The sequence below is a fragment of the Pseudomonas sp. LBUM1652 genome (assembly GCF_059716105.1).
The window spans coordinates 247,368-267,856 of record NZ_CP166804.1 but is presented as its reverse complement, the minus strand read 5'-3'; the positions used below and the strand labels follow the sequence as shown (position 1 = coordinate 267,856).

Annotated in this window: 17 protein-coding genes; 13 read left to right on the top strand and 4 right to left on the bottom strand. The window is 59.8% G+C overall.

Features of this window, described 5'->3' with window-relative positions; all coding sequences use genetic code 11:
- Positions 1-20: 20 nt before the first annotated feature.
- Together betT and epsC are read right to left on the bottom strand one after the other, a co-directional pair.
- The gene (betT, locus tag ACA069_RS01165; RefSeq protein WP_401264849.1) at positions 21-1,982 is read right to left on the bottom strand and encodes a choline transporter BetT; all 1,962 of its coding nucleotides are present in this window, start codon (positions 1,980-1,982) and stop codon (positions 21-23) included.
- A 454-nt stretch (positions 1,983-2,436) separates the two neighbouring features.
- Complete coding sequence (epsC, locus tag ACA069_RS01160; protein WP_187679385.1) at positions 2,437-3,363, bottom strand: serine O-acetyltransferase EpsC; 927 nt, start codon at positions 3,361-3,363, stop codon at positions 2,437-2,439.
- 190 nt (positions 3,364-3,553) lie between these two features.
- Between epsC and ACA069_RS01155 the strand changes: the two genes are divergently transcribed.
- The 11 genes from ACA069_RS01155 (at position 3,554) to ACA069_RS01105 (ending at position 15,051) form a co-directional block, all read left to right on the top strand.
- A complete protein-coding gene (locus tag ACA069_RS01155; RefSeq protein ID WP_489879655.1) occupies positions 3,554-4,546 on the top strand; it encodes a D-cysteine desulfhydrase in 993 nt (330 codons plus the stop codon).
- Between the two features lie 235 nt (positions 4,547-4,781).
- Positions 4,782-5,582: a cystine ABC transporter substrate-binding protein gene (gene tcyJ, locus ACA069_RS01150; RefSeq protein ID WP_187679383.1), complete on the top strand. Its 801-nt coding sequence runs from the start codon at positions 4,782-4,784 to the stop codon at positions 5,580-5,582.
- A gap of 50 nt (positions 5,583-5,632) precedes the next feature.
- Entirely contained in the window at positions 5,633-6,298 is a 666-nt protein-coding gene (gene tcyL / locus ACA069_RS01145) for a cystine ABC transporter permease (protein WP_187679423.1), read from the top strand.
- 4 nt (positions 6,299-6,302) lie between these two features.
- Entirely contained in the window at positions 6,303-7,052 is a 750-nt protein-coding gene (gene tcyN, locus ACA069_RS01140) for an L-cystine ABC transporter ATP-binding protein TcyN (RefSeq protein WP_187679382.1), read from the top strand.
- Positions 7,053-7,524: 472 nt separating this feature from the next.
- Positions 7,525-8,289 (top strand): hypothetical protein, encoded by a 765-nt coding sequence (locus ACA069_RS01135; RefSeq protein WP_497615963.1) that lies wholly within the window; start codon positions 7,525-7,527, stop codon positions 8,287-8,289.
- A 267-nt stretch (positions 8,290-8,556) separates the two neighbouring features.
- The gene (locus tag ACA069_RS01130; protein ID WP_497615961.1) at positions 8,557-9,798 is read left to right on the top strand and encodes an SfnB family sulfur acquisition oxidoreductase; all 1,242 of its coding nucleotides are present in this window, start codon (positions 8,557-8,559) and stop codon (positions 9,796-9,798) included.
- A 20-nt stretch (positions 9,799-9,818) separates the two neighbouring features.
- Complete coding sequence (locus ACA069_RS01125) at positions 9,819-11,012, top strand: SfnB family sulfur acquisition oxidoreductase (protein WP_497615959.1); 1,194 nt, start codon at positions 9,819-9,821, stop codon at positions 11,010-11,012.
- Positions 11,012-12,364, top strand: a complete 1,353-nt coding sequence (locus tag ACA069_RS01120) for an LLM class flavin-dependent oxidoreductase (protein WP_497615957.1) — start codon at positions 11,012-11,014, stop codon at positions 12,362-12,364. Before ACA069_RS01125 ends, ACA069_RS01120 begins: the two co-directional genes overlap by 1 nt.
- 119 nt (positions 12,365-12,483) lie before the next feature.
- Positions 12,484-13,293, top strand: a complete 810-nt coding sequence (locus ACA069_RS01115) for a MetQ/NlpA family ABC transporter substrate-binding protein (protein ID WP_489879649.1) — start codon at positions 12,484-12,486, stop codon at positions 13,291-13,293.
- A 2-nt stretch (positions 13,294-13,295) separates the two neighbouring features.
- The gene (locus ACA069_RS01110; RefSeq protein ID WP_497615954.1) at positions 13,296-14,417 is read left to right on the top strand and encodes a methionine ABC transporter ATP-binding protein; all 1,122 of its coding nucleotides are present in this window, start codon (positions 13,296-13,298) and stop codon (positions 14,415-14,417) included.
- Entirely contained in the window at positions 14,407-15,051 is a 645-nt protein-coding gene (locus ACA069_RS01105; protein ID WP_186534439.1) for a methionine ABC transporter permease, read from the top strand. Before ACA069_RS01110 ends, ACA069_RS01105 begins: the two co-directional genes overlap by 11 nt.
- 52 nt (positions 15,052-15,103) lie before the next feature.
- On the opposite strand, the gene ACA069_RS01100 is transcribed toward ACA069_RS01105, so the two are convergent.
- Complete coding sequence (locus ACA069_RS01100) at positions 15,104-16,513, bottom strand: hypothetical protein (RefSeq protein WP_497615952.1); 1,410 nt, start codon at positions 16,511-16,513, stop codon at positions 15,104-15,106.
- Between the two features lie 525 nt (positions 16,514-17,038).
- Between ACA069_RS01100 and ACA069_RS01095 the strand changes: the two genes are divergently transcribed.
- Positions 17,039-17,395, top strand: coding sequence for a DUF6124 family protein (locus ACA069_RS01095; RefSeq protein WP_497615950.1), 357 nt, complete (start codon positions 17,039-17,041; stop codon positions 17,393-17,395).
- A 142-nt stretch (positions 17,396-17,537) separates the two neighbouring features.
- Positions 17,538-18,164 carry a class I SAM-dependent methyltransferase gene (locus ACA069_RS01090; RefSeq protein WP_497615948.1) on the top strand — a complete coding sequence of 209 codons (627 nt, stop codon included), beginning with the start codon at positions 17,538-17,540 and terminating at the stop codon, positions 18,162-18,164.
- A gap of 1 nt (position 18,165) precedes the next feature.
- On the opposite strand, the gene ACA069_RS01085 is transcribed toward ACA069_RS01090, so the two are convergent.
- Positions 18,166-20,418, bottom strand: coding sequence for a glycoside hydrolase (locus tag ACA069_RS01085; protein WP_497615946.1), 2,253 nt, complete (start codon positions 20,416-20,418; stop codon positions 18,166-18,168).
- Positions 20,419-20,489: the final 71 nt, after the last annotated feature.

The following is a 20,489-nucleotide window of genomic DNA, read 5'->3' as shown; positions in this document are numbered from 1 at the left end:
ACGCGGCGCTCAGCTCATGATCAACGAACCAAGTGCAGGAACTGCATGTGCCGTTCGTACTGGTCGAGGATGTCGTTGATGATCTGTTCCTTGGTGTAGCCGACCAGATCGTAGTCCTGACTGCCCTCGCTCAAATGCACTTCGGCGCGGTAATAGCGACGGTTGTTGAGCTGCTTGGAGCCCATGCCACCACGGGCGAATGACGGCGTGAAGTAGCCGCGCATCTGCACCTGATAGATGAACGGATGCTGCTCGCCGTGACCGATTTCCAGGCTGACGTTGTCATGTGCCGGATCCGGCTGGGTGACCACGTTCAATCCTTTCTCGACGAACACCGCCGTCACTTCTTCGATCGCCGGGCGCACGGTGGTGTCCATGAAACGGTACACCTCATCACGCGACGGGAAGTGCACAGCCTGACTCAGGCGCTGTCGCCAACCACCCGTGCCACGCCGCGCACCGGACACCGGTGCCAGCGAATGCAGTTGCGCGATCTGTTTCTGCGACTCGAGATAGAACGCCTTGTGCAGGCCCCACATCATCAACAGCAGAATCAGCGAGAACGGTAACGAGGTCAGCACGACCGCCGACTTCAGCGCATCGATGCTGCCGGAGAACAGCAACGCACTGGTGATCAGCGCGGTCATTGCGCCCCAGAACACCCGCAGCCATTTCGGCCCGTCTTCATCCGGGTTGCCGCCTTTGGCCGACAGTGTCGAAAGCACCACCGTGCCGGAGTCGGCGGAGGTGACGAAGAACACGAAGCTGATGAACACCGTCACGGCGATGACGGTTTTGCTCCACGGGTAGGTTTCCAGCAACAGGTAAATGCTCATCGACGGGTTTTCGATGGCCGACATGCCGAGCGCGCTCATGCCGTGATTGAGCACTTGATCGAGAGCGCTGTTGCCGAAGATCGACATCCACGCCAGGGTGAAACCGAGCGGGATCAGCAGCACGCCGAAGACGAATTCACGGATGGTTCGGCCACGGGAAATCCGTGCGATGAACAGGCCCACGAACGGCGACCATGCGATCCACCAGGCCCAATAGAACACTGTCCAGCCGCCGAGCCAGTCACTCGGTTTGTCGTAGGCGTAGAGGTCGAAGCTCTTCATCGGCAAGGCGCCGAGGTAGTCGCCGACGTTCTGGATCAGGGTGTTGAGCAGGTGCTGGGTCGGGCCGGCGAACAACACAAACAGCAGCAGCGCACAGGCCAGCAGCATGTTGATGTCGGACATCACCCGCACGCCTTTATCGACGCCGGATACGGCAACGATGATCGCCGCGCCCATCATCAGCGTGATCAGGCCGACCTGAATCCACTGGGTGTGAGCGATGCCGAACAGGTAGTCCAGACCCGAGTTCAGGTGCAGCACACCGAAGCCCATGTCAGCGCCAAGACCAAACACCGTGGCGATGATGCCGAAGCCGTCCACCGCGTAGCCGATGGGGCCGTTGATGCGTTTGCCGATCAGCGGATACAGCGCCGAACGCAGGGCCAGTGGCAGGTTATGCCGGTAGGCGAAGTACGCCAGGGCCATGCCGACGAAAGCGAATACGCCCCAGCCGTGCAGGCCCCAGTGCAGAAACAGCACCTGCATCGCCTGACGCGCCGCGTCCGCCGTGCCGGCCTCGCCTTGCGGCGGCTGGAGCATGTGGGTCAGCGGTTCGGACACGCAGAAGAAGAACAGCGTGATGCTGATCCCGGCGGCGAAGAGCATGCCGGCCCAGGACAGATAACTGAATTCGGGCTCGTCGTGGTCGGCACCGAGTTTTATCTTGCCGTAGCCGGATAACGCGGTGACCACCACGAAGACCAGATACAGCGTCATCGCGAGCATGTAGTACCAGCCGACCGTGTTGGCCGCCCAGTTTTGCGCTTCCAGCAGCCAGGCACCAGCCTGTTCCGGCATGGCGATGACCACGAGACCAAACAGCAGAATGACCGTCGCGGCGAAGTAGAACACCGGCGGATTCATGCGTACCAGGCCGCTGGCGGGGGTAGACGATGCACTCATGAAACATGCACCTCGAGGGTTTGAAACGTGGCTGAAATGATCGGACTCAGCAAAGGCAAGCCTCCTGTTGTGAGCGGGCAGCGAACCACCGGTTTAACTTGAATGAACGTTCAAGTTAAACATGGATAGGGCGCCAAGGACTAATCGCACGGCTAAGCGGTAGCTTTCCTACGCTAGCTCAAGGAGGGGTATGACGTGGGTTTGAGTGGATTCGTTCAATAGCCCCTCACCCTAGCCCTCTCCCAAAGGGAGAGGGGACTGATTGGGGGATATTGGGGAGATACGCCGACGTGATCCTGCTGTACCGAATCCATAATCGACTTGGTGTTTCAGGTCGATGTTTGACTCAAGACACCTTGATCGGCCCCCTCTCCCTCTGGGAGAGGGCTGGGGTGAGGGTTAAGCCTCTAAAGCCCTACTTCTGCGTGCCGTCATCATGCTGCAAATTGGCCTGAGTCAAATTGCACCCCGCCGGCACACTGCGGGTCAGCCAGACATTGCCACCAATGGTCGAGCCCTTGCCGATGGTGATCCGCCCCAGAATCGTCGCTCCGGCGTAAATCACCACATCGTCCTCGACAATCGGATGGCGTGGATGGCCCTTCTGCAACTGCCCGTCTTCATCCGCCGGGAAGCGCTTGGCACCCAAGGTCACCGCTTGATAAATCCGCACGCGCTCGCCAATGATCGCCGTCTCGCCGATTACCACACCCGTGCCGTGATCGATAAAGAAACTACGGCCGATCTGCGCGCCCGGGTGGATATCAATCCCGGTGGCCGAGTGGGCGATTTCCGCACTGATGCGTGCCAGCAACGGCAGCCCCGCGCGATACAAATGGTGGGCCAGACGATGGTGAATCACCGCCAGAATTCCCGGATAGCACAGCAACACTTCATCGACGCTGCGCGCCGCCGGATCGCCGTGGTAGGCCGCCAGCACATCGGTGTCGAGCAGCGTGCGCAGCCCCGGCAATGCCAAGGCAAAATCCTGCACGATCTGGATCGCGCGCGTCTCGACTTCGCTGTCGTCCTGCGCGCTGTGGCGGGCGACGTAGCGCAGCTCCAGCCGCGTCTGCGCCAACAGGGCGTTCAACGCCACATCGAGGGTGTGGCCGACGTAAAAATCTTCACTTTCTTCGCGCAGATCCACCGGCCCCAGGCGCATCGGAAACAACGCCCCACACAGCGCTTCGAGAATCTCCGCCATCGCGGCGCGGGACGGCAGCTCTCGACCACCCTGCTCGCCGGAGGCCCGGCCATTCTGGGCACGCCACTGATCCCTCGCGGTACGCAGTTGGCTGACGATGGTCTGCAATTGCCAATGGCTGGAACGCTCGCTCACGGTAAAGACTCCTCACGGGCGGCCGGACTGTCTGGCCGCGTCAACGGCGACTACTTTACGGCATGCCCCCAAGCGCGAATTAAGAACCGATAGTGCTGGACTCAGTCCATTTGGCTATAAGCGATTCGCGGTTGCCCCTGCAAAAGCGCGTGCCTATAGTCCCTTCATCTTTCTCCGCCAGTACGGACTCATGATCAAACAACAGCTTGACCGCTTTAACCGTCTCGACCTTCTCGACCAACCGACTCCACTGGAAAAACTCGAGCGTCTGTCCACCTGGCTGGGCCGCGACGTGTACATCAAACGCGACGATCTGACGCCACTGGCCATGGGCGGCAACAAGCTGCGCAAACTCGAATACCTCGCCGCCGACGCGCTGGCGCAAGGCGCCGACACGCTGATCACTGCCGGTGCGCTGCAATCGAACCACGTGCGCCAGACCGCCGCACTGGCAGCCAAACTGGGGCTGGGCTGCGTGGCCCTGCTGGAAAATCCGCTGGGCACCGACGACAGCAATTACACCGGCAACGGCAATCGCCTGCTGCTGGATCTGTTCGATACCAAGGTCGAACTGGTCGACAACCTCGACAACGCCGACGAACAACTCGCGGCACTCGCCGTGCGCCTGCGCAGCAACGGCAAGAAGCCGTATCTGGTGCCGATTGGCGGCTCCAATGCCCTTGGTGCGTTGGGTTATGTGCGTGCTGGTCTGGAACTGGCCGAGCAGATCAAGGACACCGGCCTCGACTTCGCCGCCGTGGTTCTGGCCTCGGGCAGCGCCGGAACTCACAGCGGTCTGGCACTGGCGTTGAGTGAGGCGTTGCCGCAATTGCCGGTAATCGGCGTGACCGTGTCGCGCAGTGAAGAAGCCCAGCGTCCGAAAGTGCAGGGCCTCGCCGAACGCACGGCCGATCTGCTCGGCGTGGCGTTGCCGGCAAGCTTCAAGGTCGAATTGTGGGACGAATACTTCGGCCCGCGTTATGGCGAACCGAATGCCGGGACGCTGTCCGCAGTGAAGCTGTTGGCGAGTCAGGACGCGGTGTTGCTTGATCCGGTGTACACCGGCAAGGCCATGGCCGGGTTGCTCGACGGGATTGGTCGTCAACGCTTCGATGAAGGCCCGATCATTTTCCTGCATACCGGCGGGGCGCCGGCGTTGTTCGCCTATAAGGATTTCCTGTAAGCGGAAGACGAGATCGTTCCCACGCTCTGCGTGGGAACGACTAATATTCCAACAAGGAATAACATTTCAAATATTAAGTATTTTCACGTCTAACGCAGACATCTTATAGTCTCGCCGCAGGCGAATTTCGGGCGAGACGCATAAGCTGCTTTAAGGCAGGATAGCGCTGTCGTTCAAATCACGAATTTGCCTACATTCCTTAAGCGTCTTCCATAAGAAAACACAGGGGCTTGTCATGAATTTTTCCGCACTACGTCGCAATCTGCTGGTCGGTTCGCTGGGTCTAGCGCTGAGCGCCGGTCTGATTGGCCAGGCAGTGGCTGGTGAGCAACTGCAACAGATCAAGGACAAAGGCGTTATCAACGTCGGCCTGGAAGGCACTTATCCACCGTTCAGCTTTGTCGACGAGAACGGCAAGCTGTCCGGTTTCGAAGTCGAGCTTTCCGAAGCGCTGGCGAAAAAACTCGGGGTCAAGGCCAAGATCCAGCCAACCAAATGGGATGGCATTCTCGCCGCGCTGGAATCCAAGCGTCTGGACGTCGTGGTCAACCAAGTGACCATCTCCGACGAGCGCAAGAAGAAGTACGACTTCTCCGAACCGTACACCGTCTCCGGTATCCAGGCATTGGTGCTGAAGAACAAGGAAGCGGCACTGAACATCAAGACCGCTGCTGACCTGTCCGGCAAGAAAGTCGGTGTAGGTCTGGGCACCAACTACGAGCAGTGGGTCCGCGCCAATGTACCGGGTGCTGACGTGCGTACCTATGATGATGATCCGACCAAGTTCGCCGACCTGAACAACGGCCGTACCGATGCCATCCTGATCGACCGTCTGGCCGCACTTGAGTACGCCAAGAAAGCCCCGAAGACCGTAGCCGCCGGTGAAGCATTCTCCCGTCAGGAATCCGGTATTGCCCTGCGTAAAGGCGAGCCTGAATTGCTGGCAGCCCTGAATAAAGCCCTCGACGAACTGCGTGCCGACGGCACCCTTGAGAAGCTGTCCACGAAATACTTCAACGCTGACGTCACTAAATAATGGAAGTTGGATTTCAATTCGAAGCGCACTTCCCGCAGTTGAGCCAGCAAATCGCCGAAACCACTCAGCTGTTGCTGAACTCCGCGCCCTTCCTGCTCAAGGGCGCGTATTTCACGGTGATCCTCAGCCTCGGCGGGATGTTCTTCGGCTTGCTGCTGGGCTTCGGCCTGGCGCTGATGCGCCTGTCGCGCTTCAAATCAGTGAGCTGGCTGGCGCGCGTCTACGTGTCGTTCTTTCGCGGGACACCGTTACTGGTACAGCTGTTCGTGATCTATTACGGCTTCCCGCAACTAGGAATCGAGCTTGATCCGCTGCCAGCTGCGCTCATCGGCTTCTCGCTGAACATGGCCGCTTACGCCTGTGAAATCCTCCGCGCCGCGATCGGTTCGATCGAACGCGGTCAGTGGGAAGCCGCTGCGAGCATCGGCATGACCCGTGCGCAGACCCTGCGCCGGGCCATCCTGCCGCAGGCCATGCGCACGGCATTGCCGCCGCTGGGCAACAGCTTCATTTCGCTGGTCAAGGACACGGCACTGGCCGCCACCATTCAGGTGCCGGAACTGTTCCGTCAGGCGCAGCTGATTACCGCCCGGACTTTTGAAGTCTTCACCATGTATCTTGCCGCCGCACTGATCTACTGGATTCTGGCCACGGTGCTTTCGCACTTCCAGAACAAGTTGGAAGAGCGGGTCAATCGGCACGACCAGGAGTCCTGACCCCATGATTGTCGTGGAAAAACTGACCAAGCAATTCAAGGGGCAGGTCGTGCTTAACGGCATCGACCTCGAGGTGAAGGAAGGCGAAGTGGTCGCGATCATCGGCCCCAGCGGCTCGGGGAAAACGACGTTCCTGCGCTGCCTGAACTTCCTTGAGGAACCCACCAGCGGCCGGATCAAGGTCGGCGATATCGAGATCGATACCAGCCGCCCGCTGAACCAGCAGCAAAGCCTGGTGCGCAACCTGCGCCAGCACGTGGGCTTCGTGTTCCAGAACTTCAACCTTTTCCCCCACCGCACCGCCCTGGAAAACATCATCGAAGGCCCGATCGTGGTCAAGAAGATGCCGCGCGAGCAAGCCATTGCCTTGGGCATGAAGCTGCTGGCCAAGGTCGGCCTCGCCGGTAAAGAGGACGCCTATCCGCGTCGTCTGTCCGGTGGTCAGCAACAGCGCGTGGCGATTGCCCGGGCGCTGGCGATGGAGCCGGAAGTGATCCTGTTCGACGAGCCGACCTCGGCCCTCGATCCGGAACTGGTGGGCGAAGTGCTGGCGACCATCCGTGGTCTCGCCGAAGAGAAACGCACCATGGTCATCGTCACTCACGAAATGGGCTTCGCCCGCGACGTGGCCAACCGTGTGGTGTTTTTCGACAAGGGCGTGATCGTCGAGCAAGGCGAAGCCAAAGCGCTGTTTGCCAATCCGAAAGAAGAACGCACTCAACAATTTCTCAGCAAGTTCCTGAATCACGCCTGAGAACTTCAAGAAGTAGACACACTGACTTCCACGGATGGAAGTTACCTTTACCCCGCCCTCACCAACCCGCTCAATATATATAAACAAAACATAATCAATGCATCACATATATATGTTCTGCAACAGATGAAACTCGTCTATTACCTACCGAACGCTGAATGCCTGCCTTTAAATAAGTCCGTACACAAACCTTCAAAAAAGCTTGAGTTCCGTGGCCTTATTCACCATAGCACCTAGGCATACGGCTTCGACAATGTAGGAAAATTCTGATTAACCCGTAATTCACGAATTAACTAACAGCGTCTATTGACACCCCTCCCCGCACACTCTTATCTAGTCGCCAACCGGCACTACTTAGTTAAATCGACGCGCATATAACTTGAACAAATGTTCATTGCTTTATTGCCAGTTGATTCACAACTTTGTTCTTCCAGAAACGGACTTCGCTGCAAGGCTCCAAGGAGAGAAATCGATGACCCGCACTTCGCACACCCCCGAACTCGCAGCGCCGACCCTGGCACCCGCGCAAAAAACCGGCATCAACCTCGCTGCCGCCGCCCACCTGTTGGTCGATGTGTCGCCCTACCCCGACATGGACTGCGGCGACCTGATCGAACTGTTCTGGAACAAATGCTATGTCGCATCAAAGGTGCTGACAGCCGAGGACGTCGGCACAACGGTAAGCCTGCGGGTGCCGGAGAGTTTTATTGCCGACGGCACCGCGCGTATCCACTATCGGGTGATGCAGGTCGGCCAGGGACCGGCGCTGTCGGCGGCGACCCGCGTGCAGGTCAAGCTCGATTGCCCCGGTGGCCAACCTTCGGCAGTGTGCGCAGACGAAAACCAACAACTGGCGCCAGTGACGATCCCCGACACCATCCGCCGTCAGGGCGTAAATCCCAACCAGATCAAACGCGGTGTGCCGCTGACCATCGAGCCATATCTGAACATGGCCGAGGACGACGCCATTACTTTGCGCTGGGGCGACGTGCGCATGGATCTGGCGCCGATCACGGCAGCGGATATCGGGCTGCCCATTCAGGTCTGGGTGCCGCCAGCGGTCATCGTCGAAGCCGGCGAGGATCTGAGGCTGGACGTGACCTATTGCATCCTCGACCGGGTCGGCAATAACTCGCGCTGGGCGCCGCCGCGAACGTTGAAGATCGGGTGTGTGAATCCTTATCTGAAGGTGCCGTTGAAGCCAGTGTGCAAGGCAGCCGAATCGCACGAAGAGTGAAACGCTCAACGAGGTGAGGAGCCTGGGCTCCTCACAACGAAACACTTAACCCTCCAGACCATGACCCCTTCTATACATATTCCTAAAAGTTAGTTTATTTAATATTTATACACGCTTAGGGTATATGCACCGGACCACCGGACATTCTTTCGTTCGCCGCACTTTCGCGGCGTTTTTCATGAGATGTGAGGTAGGTAGTATGGTCCGGAACACAATCACCCCAGTGCAGATCGCCAGGGCATTGCGTGCAGCCAAGGAGCGGCACTGATGTCCAGTCTGGCAGATGCAAACGTCCAGTCTGATCTGGACATCGCCCCGTTGTTGTTGCCCGCGCAGGTCTTGCGCAACGACGCCCAAGCCATCAAGGCCGCCCATGAGCTGGCGCAAGTCGCCCGCGTGCAGGCCGCCAGACGCGACCGCCAGCGCAAGTTGCCCTGGTCGGAAATCGAACAGTTCACCCGCAGCGGTCTGGGCAGCATTGCCATCCCGCGCGAATACGGTGGCCCGCAGGTTTCCTTCGTCACATTGGCCGAGGTCTTCGCGATCATTTCCGCCGCCGATCCGGCGCTGGGACAGATCCCGCAAAACCAGTTCGGCATCATCAATCTGGTGCTCGGCAGCGCGACCGAAGAGCAGAAACAACAGCTGTTCCAGAGCGTGCTGGAAGGCTGGCGCATCGGCAATGCCGGCCCTGAGCGCGGCACCAAAAACACGCTGGAACTGAAAGCGCGCATCACCGCCGACGGCGATGACTACGTGATCAATGGCCAGAAGTTCTACTCCACCGGCGCGCTGTTTGCGCACTGGGTCGCAGTCAAGGCGCTCAACGATGATGGCAAGCAAGTGCTGGCCTTCGTCCGTCGCGGTACGCCAGGGCTGCGCATCGTTGATGACTGGTCGGGCTTCGGTCAGCGCACCACCGCCAGTGGCACGATTCTGCTGAACAACGTGCGCGTCGAGTCGAGCCTCGTCGTCGATAACTGGAAGATCAACGAAACCCCAAACACCCAAGGCGCCGTGTCCCAGCTGATCCAGGCTGCCATCGACGCCGGGATCGCCCGTGGCGCCATTGACGACGCCATCGAATTCGTCAAAACCCGCGCGCGGCCATGGATCGACGCCAAAGTTGAACGCGCCAGCGATGACCTCTACGTGATCGCCGACATCGGCAAACTGAAAATCGAACTGCACGCCGCCGAAGCGCTGCTGCGCAAGGCCGGGCAAGTGCTTGATCAGGTGCATGCCGCGCCGCTCACTGCCGAATCCGCCGCCCGCGCCTCGATTGCCGTGGCCGAAGCCAAAGTGCTGACCACCGAGATCTCGCTGCTGGCCAGCGAAAAACTTTTCGAACTGGCCGGCAGCCGCGCGACTCTCGCCGAATTCAACCTCGACCGCCACTGGCGCAACGCCCGCGTGCACACCCTGCACGATCCGGTGCGCTGGAAATATCACGCGGTCGGCGCCTATCGCCTCAACGGCACTTTGCCGGCTCGCCATTCCTGGATTTGACCAGACCTCTGGAGAAACACATGACTCTTTTCCATCCCGTCGCGGTCATCACCAGCGATGAGCAAGCCCTGATCGTCGCCAGCGACCTGGCCGAAGATTTCAAACGCGACAGCGCCATTCGCGACCGTGAACGACGCCTGCCGCTGCCGGAACTCGACGTGTTTTCCCGCTCCGGCCTGTGGGGCATCAGCGTGCCCAAAGAATACGGCGGCGCTGGCGTGTCGAACGTGACCCTGGCCAAAGTCATCGCCCTGATCGCTCAGGCTGACGGCTCTCTCGGGCAGATTCCGCAGAACCATTTCTACGCCCTCGAAGTGCTGCGGGTGAACGGCAGCCACGCGCAGAAACAAAGGTTGTACGCGGAGGTTTTAGCCGGTCAGCGCTTCGGCAATGCACTGGCAGAGCTGGGCACCAAAACTGCCCACGACCGTATCACCAGCCTCAAGCGAGAGGGCGATGGCTATCGCATCAATGGCCGCAAGTTCTATGCGACCGGTGCGATTTACGCGCAGCGCATTCCAACATCCGTGGTCGATGAAAACGGCGTGCAGCAACTGGCGTTCGTGCCGCGCGAGAGCAAAGGCCTGACGGTGATCGACGACTGGAGTGGCTTCGGCCAGCGCACCACCGGCAGCGGTTCGGTGGTGTTCGAGGACGTGTACGTCGCCGCCGAAGACGTGATCCCGTTCCAGAGCGCTTTCGAACGTCCGACCACCGTCGGCCCGCTGGCGCAGATTCTTCATGCCGCCATCGATACCGGCATTGCCCGCGCCGCTTACGAAGATGCATTGCACTTTGTGCGAAGCAAGACGCGGCCATGGATCGACTCCGGCAACGACAAAGCCACCGAAGACCCGCTGACGCTGAAAAGCTTTGGCCACTTGAGCATTCGCCTGCACGCCACAGAGGCGCTGCTGGAGCGCTCCGGCGAGTTCCTCGACAAGGCTCAGGCCGAGACCAACGCCGAAACGGTCGCCGCCGCCTCGATTGCGGTGGCCGAAGCACGCGCGATCAGCACGGAAATCTCACTCGCCGCCGGCAGCACCTTGTTCGAACTGGCCGGCAGTCAGGCCACCCTGATCGAGCACGGTCTCGACCGCCACTGGCGCAACGCCCGGGTGCACACCCTGCACGACCCGGTGCGCTGGAAGTATCACGCGGTGGGCAATTACTACCTCAACGATGAAAACCCGCCGCTGCGGGGGACCATCTGATGGCGAAGAAAAAAATCCTGCTCAATGCGTTCAACATGAACTGCATCGGCCACATCAACCATGGCTTGTGGACGCATCCGCGCGACACCTCGACTCGCTACAACACCATTGAATACTGGACCGAGCTGGCGCAGTTGCTGGAGCGCGGGCTGTTCGACGGCTTGTTCATCGCCGATATCGTTGGCGTGTACGACGTCTATCAGAACTCGGTGGATGTCACCCTGAAAGAGTCGATCCAGCTGCCGGTCAACGATCCGTTGCTGCTGGTTTCGGCGATGGCCGCTGTCACCCAAAACCTCGGTTTCGGCCTGACCGCCAACCTCACTTACGAGCCGCCGTATCTGTTCGCCCGACGCATGTCGACCCTCGATCATTTGAGCCGTGGTCGCGTCGGCTGGAACATCGTTACCGGCTATCTGGACAGCGCCGCCAAAGCCATGGGCCTGCGCGAGCAAGTCGAGCATGACCGTCGCTACGATCAGGCCGACGAGTATTTGGAGGTGCTCTACAAACTCTGGGAAGGCAGTTGGGAAAACGGCGCGGTGCTCAATGATCGCGAACAGCGTATCTACGCCCAACCGGAAAAAGTGCACAAGGTCGAGCACAAGGGCGAGTTCTATCAGGTCGAGGGTTATCACCTCTGCGAGCCGTCGCCGCAGCGCACACCGGTGCTGTTTCAGGCCGGCAGTTCTGATCGTGGTTTGCTGTTCGCCGGGCGTCACGCCGAGTGCGTGTTCATCAGCGGCCAGAACAAACCGTCGACCAAGGTTCAGGTGGACAAGGTGCGCGCCAGTGCCGTCGAGGCCGGGCGCAATCCCGAGGACATCAAGGTGTTCATGGGCCTTAACGTCATCGTCGGCGAGACTGAAGAAGCCGCATGGGCCAAGCATGCCGAGTACTCGAGCTACGCCAGCGCCGAGGCCGGCGTGGCGCATTTTTCCGCGTCCACTGGCATCGACTTTTCGCAGTATGAAATCGACGAACCGATCCAGTACGTGAAGAGCAACGCCATTCAGTCCGCGACCAAGAACCTGCAAAACAACGACTGGACCCGGCGCAAATTGCTCGACCAGCATGCCCTCGGTGGCCGCTATATCACCGTCGTCGGTTCGCCTGAGCAAGTGGCGGACGAACTGGAATCCTGGATCGCCGTAACCGGTCTGGACGGCTTCAACCTGACCCGCATCGTCACCCCGGAAAGCTATGTCGATTTCATTGAGCTGGTGATTCCGGAGTTGCAGCGGCGTGGGTCGTACAAGACCGCGTATGACAGCGGCAGCTTGCGCGAGAAGCTGTTTCACGGCGAGGCACAGTTGCCGGAGCAACACATCGGATCTTCGTACCGCCGCTAAAAGCTTCGCGAGCAGGCTCGCTCCCACAGGGGAAAGCATTCCAAATGTGGGAGCGAGCCTGCTCGCGAGGAGGCCCGACCAGACACCACACATTTCATGCACTGACTGGAAAAACCACTATGACCAAGAAACGCCTGTCCCACCCAGTCAAAGCACTGGCCCTGGCCCTCGGCCTGTTCAGCTCGGCCGTCTTCGCCGCCGACGCTGCGCTGAAAATCGGCACCACCGCCGCCTTCGCCATTCCGCTGGAAGCCGCCGTCGAAGAAGCCTCCAAACAAGGCCTGAACGTCGAACTGGTGGAGTTCACCGACTGGATCGCGCCGAACGTCAGCCTCGCCGCTGGCGACATCGACGTGAACTACTTCCAGCACATCCCGTTCCTGGAGAACGCCAAGGCTGCCGCCGGTTTTGATCTGGTGCCATTCGCCCCGGGGATCATCAACAACGTCGGCCTCTACTCGAAGAAATACAAAAGCTTCGAGGAGCTTCCAGAGGGCGCCAGCGTCGCCATCGCCAACGACCCGATCAACAGCGGTCGCGGCCTGCAACTGCTGGCCAAGGCCGGGTTGATCACCCTGAAGCCGGGGGTCGGCTACAAAGCCACCGAAGACGACATCGTCGCCAACCCGAAGAAAATCAAAATCCTCCAGGTCGAAGCCGTGCAGCTGGTGCGCGCCTACGACGACGCCGATCTGGTGCAGGGCTACCCGGCCTACATTCGCTTGGCGAAAACCTTCGATGCCGGTTCCGCGTTGCTGTTCGACGGTCTCGATCACAAGGAATACGTGATCCAGTTCGTGATCCAGCCGAAGAGCAAAACCGATCCGCGCCTGATCAAATTCGTCGACATCTACCAGCATTCACCAGCCGTTCGCGCAGCACTGGATAAGGCCCACGGCAAGCTGTATCAGGCCGGGTGGGAAAGCTGAGCATGACAGCCGCGACCCAACGGCGACTGGATATTCCAGAGCTAAAAAATGCTGAACGTACAGAATTGCATCCCGAGCTGAACCGCGCCCACGTGCGCTTCATCGGCCTCGGCAAAACCTACGAAGGCCGGCAAGGCCCGGTCGCTGCCCTGCAAGGCATCGACCTGGCGATCCAGCGCGGCGAAGTGTTCGGCATCATCGGCCGCAGCGGTGCGGGCAAGTCGTCGCTGATCCGCACGATCAATCGTCTGGAACAACCGACCTCAGGAAGGGTGCTGATCGATCAGGTGGACATCGGCGAGTTCGATGAAGACCGCTTGGTCGCCCTGCGCCGACGGATCGGCATGATCTTCCAGCACTTCAATCTGATGTCGGCGAAAACGGTTTGGCAGAACGTCGAACTGCCGCTGAAAGTCGCGGGTGTGCCAAAAGAACAACGCGAAAAAAAGGTTCGCGAACTGCTCGAACTGGTCGGCCTGCAAGCCAAGCACAAGGCCTATCCGGCGCAGCTTTCCGGCGGCCAGAAACAGCGTGTCGGCATCGCCCGCGCCTTGGTGCATGACCCGGATATTTTGCTCTGCGACGAGGCCACTTCCGCGCTCGATCCGGAGACGACTCAGTCGATCCTCGGCCTGCTGCGCGAGATCAACAAACGTCTGGGCCTGACCATCGTCCTGATCACTCACGAGATGGCGGTGATCCGCGACATCTGTGACCGCGTAGTGGTGCTGGAACACGGCCATGTCGTCGAGCAAGGCCCGGTGTGGGAAGTGTTCGGCAATCCGCAGCACGAGGTCACCCAGACGCTGCTCGCGCCGCTGCAACATGCGTTGCCAGAAGAATTGCAGAGCCGTTTACAGGTGCAGTCATCATCCTCCGGGGCGGCGGTGGTGCTGCGTTTGCAGTTCACCGGCAGTGCCAGTGATGAGCCGGATCTGGCGGCATTGTTTGCAGCCCTCGGTGGGCGGGTGAAATTGCTTCAGGGTGGCGTCGAGCGAATTCAGGGGCACGCGCTCGGGCAACTGCTGCTTGCCGTGAGCGGTTCGCCGTGGAGCGCCGAGCAACTGCGTGAACGCGCCGGGCAATGGGCGCAACGGGTGGAGGTGCTGGGTTATGTGGTTTGATCGCTTGCTGCAAGGTTTTATCGACACGTTTTTGATGGTCGGCGTGTCGTCGTTGATCGCGCTGCTGGTGGGGATTCCCATGGCGGTGATTCTGGTCACCAGTGACAGGGGCGGGATCTACCAGGCGCCGGTGCTGAATCGCGCATTGGGCGCATTCGTGAACCTGTTCCGCTCGATCCCGTTTCTGATCCTGATGGTCGCGCTGATTCCGTTCACCCGCCTGATCGTCGGCACCACCTACGGAGTGTGGGCTGCTGTGGTGCCGCTGACCATCGCCGCGACGCCGTTCTTTGCGCGGATCGCCGAAGTGAGTCTGCGCGAGGTCGATCACGGTCTGATCGAAGCCGCGCAAGCCATGGGTTGCCGGCGCTGGCACATCGTCTGGCATGTGCTGTTGCCGGAAGCGCTGCCGGGGATTGTCGGCGGTTTCACCATCACGCTGGTGACGATGATCAACTCCTCGGCCATGGCCGGCGCAATCGGCGCCGGTGGCTTGGGCGACATCGCTTACCGCTACGGTTATCAGCGGTTCGATAGCCAGATCATGCTGACGGTGATTGTGTTACTGGTGGCGTTGGTGGCGGTGATTCAGTTGGGCGGGGATCGGTTGGCGCGAGGTTTGAATAAACGCTGAAGCCCATCAAGGGATCGCAGCCTGCGTGGGAGCGCAAAGGCTGCGATATTGCTTAATCCTCGATCAGGCTATCGAGCCACGCATATTGGGCTTTGCTTTGATGCAGCACCTGCATGCTTTTCGCCGCACAAATCAAACTGTCAGCATTGTTCACCGCCAGGTGCGCTCGCATCTGCGGGTTTGCATTGAACAGGTCAACCGCCGCCTGAAGGTCCAGGTCGTCGCCGATTCCCAGGTAATCACCGACACCGAACAAAAAGGCATCGTGGTCATCCGAAAAAGACTTCAAATAATCGACCGTCAATCCGCCGCGCATGATCGCCTCGGAGACACCGCGCTCAGGAACGTCGTAAACGGTCAACGAATCCCCATCCAGCAAACGGCCCAGACGGCTGTCCAGATAGAAATAATCCGCTGCATTGGGCCCAATGCTCTGGAACCGGTCGATTCTGTTGGTGTGCAACATTTCATGGCCCAGGGAAATACTCAAAGTCCCGCGCTGCATGTACTTGCGATTAAGAAAGAACCGACCGTGAAAATCATTCTTGTACATCCATGCCCCGCTATTGGTGTCCGCATCGACCCCGAGAAATTTCTCATCCCCCCAAGCCCCTTGGTACTCCCTGGAAAGCGCCAGGCCTCGCGCGACTGAATCGGCGAATTGTTGGGTAACGGCGCGGTGAGCGCTGCCAAAGAAGCTTTCGTACACCCCATCGGCGTCGGGATATTGCAGGCCGATGGCGTGACTGGCCTCAGAGAAAATGCTTTCGACCGCTTGCAACTCCGAGCGAATCATTACCGCCTGCTCCATCGGGAACTGCTTCAACCCGCGTGCGACCAGCGTGCCCTCCTGCGCCGCCGTGTACTCGAACGAGTCATCGTTACCGGTATGAACCCGGTTTTTTTGGGCGTAGTCGGTTCTGACCTCACGTATGAGCTGATCAATGTCGATATCAATCACTTTGCCCGGATCGGGCAAAGGCCGAGACCGTTCGAGTGACCAGATCTTGCTGCGCGGATCAAAAAACAGCGCCGGCCCCAGCGCTGCCGATTCAGAGGCCAGCGCTGCCCGATATTCACCGGCGATGCCGGTTTCCCGGACCAGTACGATCTCGCTGGGAGCGATATCGACATAGTTTCGGTTCTTGAACACCCTGAGGCCCTGAGCATTGGCTGCGGGCAAGTTGGCCGGTGCTCTCAAGCTGTAGCGCTCAAGTGTTTTGATCGTCGGATGCAGGGGCGTGACCTGGGCAGAATGCAACGGAGTAATCGTGATGACGGAGGGCAACGGGTCAACAGGCGAAATCGCCTCCATGCCTGATAGGTCCGCGTCAGGGCGGTGAATCTTCACCGGTGTCCCGTCGCCGGATGGCGTACTGCCGGCTCTTTTACGGGTTGGCGTTGCATCCGTCGAGTGACGGCGGGTCGACGAGGTGGAGCCGGGGTTGCGAACAATGCCCATGAAAAATCCTTTTTTTGAGTGAGTCCCCCTGAAGAAAAAACAGGGCAGACATCGCGATAGTCGTCTATCGCGCAGGCGTCATTACATCCCGGAGCGAACCGCAGAGTGCGGTACATATGTATTGCACAGTCGGTGGGGTTTTATGCTTTGCCGTGAGGAGCGATTCACACCGAAAAGGGAAAATTTCGTACAGGAAAATCAGAGAGCCTACAGGCCTGTTCTCTTTCCTTTGCAGGACATTTCCTAGATCATTCCGAGCGCTTGCGCCTGCCGGATCCGGTGGCTAGTCTCGGCCCGTCACTGCTCATCAGTGATCGGGTTTAGTCGCCCGGGTCCTACCGGGCGCACAGCGCCACCTTGTCTCAGGTGATTTCTCCTGCCTGATCGTAATGGTGGCTGTGCGCAGGGCACCTTCGGGTGCGCCGGGTAGCCTGGTGACCGGTCGACTAACCTGTGTGCAGCCGCCACCCCTGCTCGTTTAGTCGCGATCTTGGTTGGCTCCAATCATCACTAGGAGTTTTACCTATGAAAAAGATCGTCCCCGATCCACCTTCAGAAAAAACCACCGAAAACGAATCCTCCGACGAGCAGTTCAAAGACCGCTCCGCGCTGTACCGCGCCATCGATTTCTACCTCACCGGCAAGCAACCCTCCCCGCCTGATGAACTGCGCTTCTACAACGTCAGCGAAGACGTCAGTTTTGAAGACGCACAGCTCTATCTCGCCGATCTTCTGCGCTGTGCTTCCGTTTCGGCGTATCAGTGTGGCGATCATCTGCAAGGCGCGGACCGGGCCATGGTGTTTTCGGTCTGGCATTTGCTGGAGATTGCCAAGGCAATGGTGGATCGCTCGATTGATTGTCTGGGGATGAAGAAGAGCTGAAAATTTGGCGGCTGTGCGTGGGGCACCTTCGGGTGTACCGGTTTTCCTATTGACCGGCCTACTACCTGCGTGCAGCCGCCACCCAATCATTTCCTTTCATGGCGTATATTCGGCCAATCTCAATCGCCCACGCAGTCCAACCATGAAACAGACCCCCACCGACCTCGAACAGATCACCGCCACCACGCTCGGCCACTACAACTCGGTAGCCGAAGACTTCCGTGAGGGCACCCGCGATCACGATGTCAGCCAGAACATCGACGCACTGTTGCGGCATATTCAGGGTGTGGCGCCGTTCAGCATTCTTGATTTCGGCTGTGGGCCGGGGCGGGACTTGCAGGCGTTCACGCGTATGGGCCACGTCGCGGTCGGCCTCGACGGCTCGGAGAAGTTTGCGCAGATGGCCCGCGAGGACAGTGGCTGCGAAGTGTGGTGCCAGGATTTCCTCAAGCTGGATCTGCCCGAAGAGCGCTTCGACGGGATCTTCGCCAACGCCGTGCTGTTTCATGTGCCGTTGCAGGAACTGCCACGGGTTTTAAGGCAACTGCGAAGCACGCTGAAACCGGGTGGTGTGCTGTTCAGCTCCAACCCGCGCGGGGATAACCAGGAGGGCTGGAACGGATCGCGTTTTGGCGCGTATCACGACCTGCAAGCGTGGCGCGGCCTGTTGACCGCTGCCGGGTTTGTCGAACTGGAACATTACTTCCGTCCGGCAGGGCTGCCACGCGAACAGCAGCCCTGGCTGGCCAGCGTCTGGCGCAAGGTCTGAGTCAGGGCAAGGTCTGCACCCGATAGTGGCTGACCGCATCGTCCGGCGTTAGCACGGTGATGCTTTCGCCCGGCAAGGTTAGGCCATCCACGTCACGCGCGGCTTTATCGAAGTTGGCCAACAGTCGAGTGCCGTCCTCAAAGGACGTCTGCTGAACCCGTCGATCCTCGCTCAGCCATTGGAAACCGGTGAGTGCCTGCGTTGCCAGGCGCTCATGCAGCGGGCGGAAGAACGCATCCTGACGCGCAATCAGTGGCAAGCGTTGCGCCAGCGTCGCCGCGCTCAGGTGATACAGCGGCGGTACGTTGTAGAGCAATTGCGTGAGTTCGTTTTCCACCCGCACGTTGCTCAGCTTCAGGCTGTCGAACAGCCAGTGATGACTGGTGATGACCGAACCGTGAAACACCGCCTGGTACAGCGGCAATCGGCTGGCTGGATCAAAGTGAATACGCCGGTACGATTCTTTGATCGACACGGGTTTGAAGAACACCGCCGGTTGCTCGGGTGGATACCACTTGCCCGTGAAGTATTCGGAGTCGGGGTTCTTGCTCATATCGGCGTCACCCCAACCGATCACCGGTGTCTGCATGCCATGGGCGAACAGCACGCCTTGAGCCGTCGTCGCGTTACCGTCTTCGGAACCGCTGGGCAGTTGCAGCGTTTCGTTGATCCAGCGTGAGGCCTGAACGTTACCCTCGGCGTTTTGCGCCTGGGTCATGGTCGCGCCGGGCCGGTAGCTGTCGAACACCATGCCCGCCGCATAGGCATCGAGGAACCAACTGTTGAAACCGGTGGCGGCGCTGATGGCTTTGATGCGCTTCTCAAGTAAGGGACGCACGCAACGCGGATCGGTGTAGTGACCGGACTGCTGAAAGCCGGTTTTCGCCACGCCGCTTTCCAGCACGATGGCGCAGTCCACATTGGCCTTGTCGCCCAGGTGCGCGGTGGTCCAGTCCGGGTTCTCGGCACGGCTCAGCGCCGTTTCGTAAGAGTCATACGGCGCGATCAGATACCCTGCCGCCACGCCCGCGCGAACCGCCTCCGGATGCCACAGCCCGCCCTCCCATCCATCGCCGAGTCCCAGCCACAAGCGCGGCAGTCCTGCGTTCTGCAAGCGTTCGATGGTATCGAGCGAAAGGCTGCTGCCCCAACGCTCGGAGTCGACAGTCAAGACACCCGCGAAATCGGTGGCCAATTGGCTGCGCAGTGCTGCGTAGCCGCTGACCAATGCCTGCATGTCCGGCACCGCTCGAGCCTGCCAGGTTTTGCGCGCCTGAGCGGCCAGCGCGCGGTTGATCCCGCGCAACAGCACGGTCTGCTGATAGCTATTGAGCACGGTTTCGCTGGCGAGCATCTGCAACGCTTCACGATCCATCCCGGCCCGTAGCGCACTGGCAAGTCTGGTTTGGCCACGTAATTTGCCGAGCAGCGCCGGCCAGTTGCGCACATCTTTTTGCCCCAGCAGATCATTGCCCCACAGATAGACATGACTGGCGCCCAGCAACTTGCGCGCCTGCGGGGTTTTCTTGAGCTTGCTGCTCAGGGTTTCGAAACGGCCGTTATCGATCAGCCATTGCCGATAGCGCTTGGCGCCGGCCAACGGATCGGCGTCGCCCAGAAACAGGCTGAAGGTCAGCGGCGTCGACGGTGCGAGTGAAGTGAATTGATGCCGCGCCGCCAACGCCAGCGTGTCGCCGTCAGCGCTGAACTGCAGTTGGTTGTTGTAGGGATTGCTCAGCAACCAGCTAAGGCTGAAGCCCTCGTGCTCGACACCCCACAGCGGCAGGCTCAGATCCTGAGTGCTGTCGAACTGGTCCTGATCCACCAGAAACGCCTGCCACAGCGGATCGCCTCGGGGCACGTAATGCCCTTCGGCGAGCGGCCAGATCAGTCCTTTACCCATCGCACTGCCGGGTTGGCGCAGGAACTCCAGTTCAGCGGGATCACGGGCGGTGATCGAGAAACTCAGGTCACGCTGATCGAGTTCAACGCTGAGCGACCAGGCGCCATCGTCCCATTGCCAGTCGAGGCGATTGCCGCGCCTGAGCAACTGGCTGACCTTGTGCGCATCAACACCCGTCGATGCCTGCACGGCCGCGCTGTCGGCCGGGGTCACACGCACCGCGAGGGTCGCTGGATCGATCTGCACCCGCCATAACGAATTTTCCAGCAGCGTTTCGGCCACCGATGAGGGCGACAGGCACAGGCCGACCATCAGCAGCAGTTGGCGCAGCCAGCAAGTGACAGTCGACATCGGGCGTCCCTCCTCCAAATGGAGGAAGGACGGTAACGCAATCGACAGGGGTTGTAAGTCAGACCGTTCCC

Coding starts and splice junctions, on each gene's coding strand:
- ACA069_RS01130 (WP_497615961.1), top strand. CDS start 8,557: ATGTCCAGTCTGGCAGATGCAAACGTCCAGTCTGATCTGGACATCGCC.
- tcyJ (WP_187679383.1), top strand. CDS start 4,782: ATGAATTTTTCCGCACTACGTCGCAATCTGCTGGTCGGTTCGCTGGGT.
- ACA069_RS01115 (WP_489879649.1), top strand. CDS start 12,484: ATGACCAAGAAACGCCTGTCCCACCCAGTCAAAGCACTGGCCCTGGCC.
- ACA069_RS01125 (WP_497615959.1), top strand. CDS start 9,819: ATGACTCTTTTCCATCCCGTCGCGGTCATCACCAGCGATGAGCAAGCC.
- ACA069_RS01090 (WP_497615948.1), top strand. CDS start 17,538: ATGAAACAGACCCCCACCGACCTCGAACAGATCACCGCCACCACGCTC.
- ACA069_RS01095 (WP_497615950.1), top strand. CDS start 17,039: ATGAAAAAGATCGTCCCCGATCCACCTTCAGAAAAAACCACCGAAAAC.
- tcyN (WP_187679382.1), top strand. CDS start 6,303: ATGATTGTCGTGGAAAAACTGACCAAGCAATTCAAGGGGCAGGTCGTG.
- ACA069_RS01105 (WP_186534439.1), top strand. CDS start 14,407: ATGTGGTTTGATCGCTTGCTGCAAGGTTTTATCGACACGTTTTTGATG.
- betT (WP_401264849.1), bottom strand. CDS start 1,982: ATGAATCCGCCGGTGTTCTACTTCGCCGCGACGGTCATTCTGCTGTTT.
- ACA069_RS01120 (WP_497615957.1), top strand. CDS start 11,012: ATGGCGAAGAAAAAAATCCTGCTCAATGCGTTCAACATGAACTGCATC.
- ACA069_RS01135 (WP_497615963.1), top strand. CDS start 7,525: ATGACCCGCACTTCGCACACCCCCGAACTCGCAGCGCCGACCCTGGCA.
- ACA069_RS01155 (WP_489879655.1), top strand. CDS start 3,554: ATGATCAAACAACAGCTTGACCGCTTTAACCGTCTCGACCTTCTCGAC.
- ACA069_RS01085 (WP_497615946.1), bottom strand. CDS start 20,418: ATGTCGACTGTCACTTGCTGGCTGCGCCAACTGCTGCTGATGGTCGGC.
- ACA069_RS01110 (WP_497615954.1), top strand. CDS start 13,296: ATGACAGCCGCGACCCAACGGCGACTGGATATTCCAGAGCTAAAAAAT.
- ACA069_RS01100 (WP_497615952.1), bottom strand. CDS start 16,513: ATGGGCATTGTTCGCAACCCCGGCTCCACCTCGTCGACCCGCCGTCAC.